Origin of the sequence: Pseudomonas sp. C6002 (assembly GCF_013385805.1) — a bacterium.
Taxonomy (GTDB): domain Bacteria; phylum Pseudomonadota; class Gammaproteobacteria; order Pseudomonadales; family Pseudomonadaceae; genus Aquipseudomonas.
In genome coordinates this window covers 46,762-51,518 of the sequence record NZ_JACAPH010000023.1, presented here as the reverse complement: position 1 = coordinate 51,518, position 4,757 = coordinate 46,762, and the positions used below count along the sequence as shown (strand labels likewise).

At 60.0% G+C, this 4,757-nt stretch carries 4 protein-coding genes; 3 read left to right on the top strand and 1 reads right to left on the bottom strand.

Going from position 1 to position 4,757, the window contains the following annotated elements; translation table 11 throughout:
- Nucleotides 1-29: 29 nt before the first annotated feature.
- A complete protein-coding gene (locus HX817_RS16180) occupies nucleotides 30-824 on the bottom strand; it encodes a response regulator transcription factor (RefSeq protein WP_371317779.1) in 795 nt (264 codons plus the stop codon).
- A gap of 197 nt (nucleotides 825-1,021) precedes the next feature.
- On the opposite strand from HX817_RS16180, the gene HX817_RS16175 reads away from it, so the two are divergent.
- From HX817_RS16175 to HX817_RS31380, 3 genes are all read left to right on the top strand, one after another.
- Nucleotides 1,022-2,386, top strand: a complete 1,365-nt coding sequence (locus HX817_RS16175; RefSeq protein ID WP_003217116.1) for an APC family permease — start codon at nucleotides 1,022-1,024, stop codon at nucleotides 2,384-2,386.
- A 9-nt stretch (nucleotides 2,387-2,395) separates the two neighbouring features.
- Nucleotides 2,396-3,496: a P1 family peptidase gene (locus tag HX817_RS16170; RefSeq protein WP_177040576.1), complete on the top strand. Its 1,101-nt coding sequence runs from the start codon at nucleotides 2,396-2,398 to the stop codon at nucleotides 3,494-3,496.
- A 364-nt stretch (nucleotides 3,497-3,860) separates the two neighbouring features.
- On the top strand, nucleotides 3,861-4,757 hold an 897-nt coding region (locus HX817_RS31380), incomplete at its 3' end, for a M10 family metallopeptidase C-terminal domain-containing protein (protein WP_256348760.1).

Genomic DNA, 4,757 nt, shown 5'->3' with positions numbered 1-4,757 from the left:
GTCCAGGGCGGCGTTCCCACGCCGCGGAATCAAGGATTCTCCAAGTCATGCCCCAACGACTGGATAAACAACGAAAACAGCTCCGGCTGCGACGAGATATCCAGCTTGGCATACAGGTGCCGGCGGTGAACCTTGACCGTATCCGGCGAGATATTCAGCCGTTCGGCCATGGCTTTTGACGAAAACCCGCGCAACACCAATCGCGCTATTTCCAGCTCCCGTTCCGATAACACACCACAGCCGAAATGACTCAACGCGTCCCGTATCTGGCTGGCCATTTCCGCCGGCGCGGCCACTCGCTGGGTGCTTTGCTGCCAATGCTGCTGCATCAACGGCAACACCCAGGCCGCGAGCATGGTCATCAACCCCGTTTCCTCGCCGGTAAACAACCGCTGCATCCCCAACGACAGCGATAACGTCCCCGCACCCGGCAATTGCAGGATGAATTGCACCTCGTCTTCCAGCACGTTTTCGTGGAAGTAATTGAGGAAGTATTCACTCTGGCGAAAATGATCCGGCGCCACTTCCTCAAGGCGGTACACGCCACTGGCATACCCCTCGCGACACGCCTGGAAAAACGGGTCCAACAGGTACAAGCCATTCAGATAAACCAGCATCGACGCCGGTTTGCTGCTCGGTTGTGCGTCGTATTCTTCCAGCGCTTCGGGCGGGCCATCGGCGGGGTAGAAGATCGCCAGGGCATTGTCGAAGGGCAGGCATTGGTGCAGCAACAGCACCAGTTGCTTCCAGAAACGCCCGGTGCCGATCTGTGCGACGGTACGCCCCAGGCCCGCGTGCATGCCGACTTCCCTGAACAGGCTCATGTGCAGCTCCACGCTAAGGATTCAGGCCGCAAGGGTTCGACTTTTGCCCGGCGGCGTCAAGGGGAGTACTCCAATAGGGGAATTGGCCGATCTACACAGAGTGTTTAAGTTGGCCGTCAGTCAGTGGGGAACATACCCTGCGCCGCTTCACCTTTTCGTTTCTGCCTCAAACCAAGAACAATCAAGAGGATAACGATATGAGTGCTCCTTCCACGCCCGACGGCGTGCTGAAACCCACCCTGAGCGTATTCGATGTAGTGGCCATCACCGTCTCGGCGGTCACCCCGGCCAGTTCAGTGTTCGTGATTGCGCCGTTTGCCATCCAGCAGGCCGGCAGCGGGGTGTTCCTGGCCTTTGTGATGGCCGCCTTGCTCGCGCTGATGTTCGCCTTTTGCTACGCCGAACTCGGGCGTGCCCACAACAGCGCCGGCGGCGAATACGTGTATGCCAAGCGGGTGTTCGGCGGCATGGCCGGCTACGCGACGTTCCTCACGGTACTGGTGATGCTGCTGTTTATCCCGCCGGTACTGGCCACCGGGGCGGCGACTTACCTGAATAACGCCCTCGGCACCCAATTCGATTCGCAAACCGTGGCCCTGGTGATTGTGGTGTGCAGCTACGCCCTGGGCATCCTCAATATCAAGCTGAATGCCTGGATCACCGGCACCTGCCTGCTGCTGGAAGTGGCGGCGTTGCTGGTGATCGTGTTTATCGGCTTCGGCAACCCGGTGCAGCCGGTCAGCGTGCTGTTGCAACCGCAAATCGTCGAGAACGGCGTGCTGCACCTGGCGCCCTGGGCGCTGGTCATCGGCGCGGTGGGCATCGGCCTGTTCTCGTTCAATGGCTACGGTCCCGCCGTATTGCTGGCCGAAGACATGAAGTGCGGCGGCAGGGGCGTGCACAAGGCAGTGTTGTGGTCCCTGGGCCTGGTGGTGGTCATCGAGCTGGTGCCGATCACCGCCTTGCTGATCGGTGCGCCATCCCTCAGCGCGATGATCAGCAGCCCCGACCCGATCGGCTACCTGCTGACCAGCCACGGTAACGAAACCCTGTCGCGGCTGGTCAGCGCCGGGATCTTCCTGTCGGTGTTCAACGCCATCGTCGCCATCGTCATCCAGATTGGCCGGGTGGTGTTCAGCAGCGGCCGCGATGCGCTGTGGACACCCACCATCAACAAACTCTTCACCCGGATTCATCCACGCTGGGATTCCCCGTGGTTGGCTACGCTGTTCCTGGCGGTCCCTTCGGCATTGCTCAGCTTCAGCTCCAACCTGGCGGACCTGACGTCTTTCAGCGTGCTGCTGATCATGCTGGTGTACCTGATCGTGGCGTTGAGCGCGTTGATGAGCCGGGTGTTGCTGCGTGACCGCGAGCACCCGTATCGCATGCCGTTGTGGCCGGTGCCGGCCTTGCTGGCGGTGCTGGGCGCCGGCTACCTGTTGGTGACACTGGCGATTGCCGCCTCGGTTCGCGACATCATGATTATCATCGGCCTGTTGGCACTGTCGGTGATCCTGTATTGCATCAGTGGCCGGTTGAGTCCGGCGTTTCAGAAATTGTAAGGAGTGGTTATGCGTGCACGTCAATTGGGCATCACCTTGGGACTGGGTACGCCCGGTGAGTTGAATGCCATCACCGACGTTCCAGGGGTTCGGGTCGGCCACAGTACGATCAAGAGCCGCATCGACGGCAAACAGGTACGTACCGGCGTGACGGCGATCCAGCCCCGGGCCGGTGCCGCGCGGTATCAGCCATGTTTTGCCGGCTACCACGTGCTCAACGGCAATGGCGACGCCACGGGCCTTGAATGGATCAGCGAATCAGGGTTGCTGACCACGCCGCTGGCGATCACCAACACCCACAGCATCGGGATTGTGCGCGACACGCTGATCGCCCTGGAGCGCGAAAGCCTCGAAGACCCCGCCGTGTACTGGTGCATGCCGGTGGTGATGGAAACCTACGACGGCTTGCTCAACGATATCTGGGGCCAGCACGTCGGCCCGGAGCATGTGCGCGAGGCGCTGGCCAACGCCGAATCCGGGCCGGTGGCGGAGGGCGCCGTGGGCGGCGGCACCGGGATGATCTGCCATGAGTTCAAGGGGGGCATCGGTACCGCGTCACGGCGCTTGCCGGCGGAGCAGGGTGGCTGGACCGTCGGTGTGCTGGTGCAGGCCAACCATGGCAAGCGCCAGGAACTGCGCGTGGATGGTTACCCGGTAGGCCGGCAATTGATGGCCATCCCGTCACCCTTTGCCGATCGCGGCACACCCGGCATGGGCTCCATCGTGGTGATCATCGCCACCGATGCGCCGTTGCTGCCCCATCAATGCCAGCGCCTGGCACAACGCGCGTCCATCGGGATTGCGCGCACGGGTGGCGGTACTGAGGACTCCAGCGGGGACCTGTTCCTGGCGTTCGCCACCGGCAATCAGGATTTGCCGGTGGCCGACTACGGGCGCAAGGGCTCGCCCCTCAGCACAGCCCTGCAAATGGTCAATAACGACCACATTTCACCGCTGTTCAGCGCGGCGGCGGAGGCCGTGGAAGAGGCGATCATTAATGCCATAGTGGCCGGCGAAGACATGACCACCGACCAGGGTGTGCGGGTGCCCGCGCTGGATGTCCACACGCTCCTGCAGGCATTGCGCCAAACCGGCTGGCGCGGCCAGTAAGTAAACTAAGTCTTGTCCCGGTAATACGGGACAAACACTTAAATAGTGGCCAATCAATACTAACAATGACACGGTGACACTTTCTTAGTGCACCTCAGTCAATACTTTGGATCCATTCGTGGCTAAATGTCTTTAGGAGTATTTAATATTTAAATAGCTGGATTTTAATAACGCGCTATTTACCAGTGTTTGCAGGTTTTGTTCACCGGCCCAACTTTATCCTTGGATAAAAACCGCTGGACGAATGATTTCAGGTTGTGTCAGTTTTCTTTCGCCTTCAAAAGGGGCGAGTGATCGGACTTACTCGCCAGAGTGGGTCCGGTCGGACAAAAACTGTTCCACTTGCAAACAAGGAAGTACGTTTATGTCAAAAGTAAAAGACAAAGCTATTGTGTCGGCGGCTCAAGCAAGTACCGCTTACACCCAGATCGATAGCTTTAGCCATCAATACGACCGCGGTGGCAACCTCACGGTCAATGGCAAACCGTCGTTCACCGTTGACCAGGCCGCCGACCACCTGCTGCGTGAGAACGCCGCGTACCGGGACGTGGATGGCAACGGCAAGATCGATCTCACCTACACCTTCCTGACTTCGGCTTCGAACGCGACCATGAACAAGCATGGGATCACCGGGTTCAGCCAGTTCAACACCCAGCAGAAAGCACAGGCCGTACTGGCCATGCAATCCTGGGCCGATGTGGCCAATGTCACCTTCACCGAGAAAGCCTCGGGCGGTGACTTCCACATGACCTTCGGCAACTACAGCGGCGGCCAGGACGGCGCAGCGGCCTTTGCCTACCTGCCAGGCACCAACGCCAAGTACAACGAAAGCGGCCTTGACGGCACTTCCTGGTACTTGACGAACAACAGCTACACGCCGAACAAGACCCCGGACCTGAACAACTATGGCCGGCAGACCCTGACCCACGAAATCGGCCACACCCTGGGCCTGGACCACCCTGGCGACTACAACGCCGGGACCGGCAACCCTTCGTACAAAGACGCGGACTATGGACAGGACACGCGTGGCTACAGCGTCATGAGTTACTGGAGCGAGAGCAACACCAACCAGAACTTCAGCAAAGGCGGGGTAGAAGCCTACTCGTCCGGCCCGCTGATTGACGACATCGCCGCGATCCAGAAGCTCTACGGCGCCAACTACAACACCCGCGCCGGCGACACCACCTACGGCTTCAACTCCAACACCGGGCGTGATTTCCTCAGCGCCACTTCATCGGCCGACAAGCTGGTGTTCTCGGTG

Coding starts and splice junctions, on each gene's coding strand:
- HX817_RS16175 (WP_003217116.1), top strand. CDS start 1,022: ATGAGTGCTCCTTCCACGCCCGACGGCGTGCTGAAACCCACCCTGAGC.
- HX817_RS16170 (WP_177040576.1), top strand. CDS start 2,396: ATGCGTGCACGTCAATTGGGCATCACCTTGGGACTGGGTACGCCCGGT.
- HX817_RS16180 (WP_371317779.1), bottom strand. CDS start 824: ATGAGCCTGTTCAGGGAAGTCGGCATGCACGCGGGCCTGGGGCGTACC.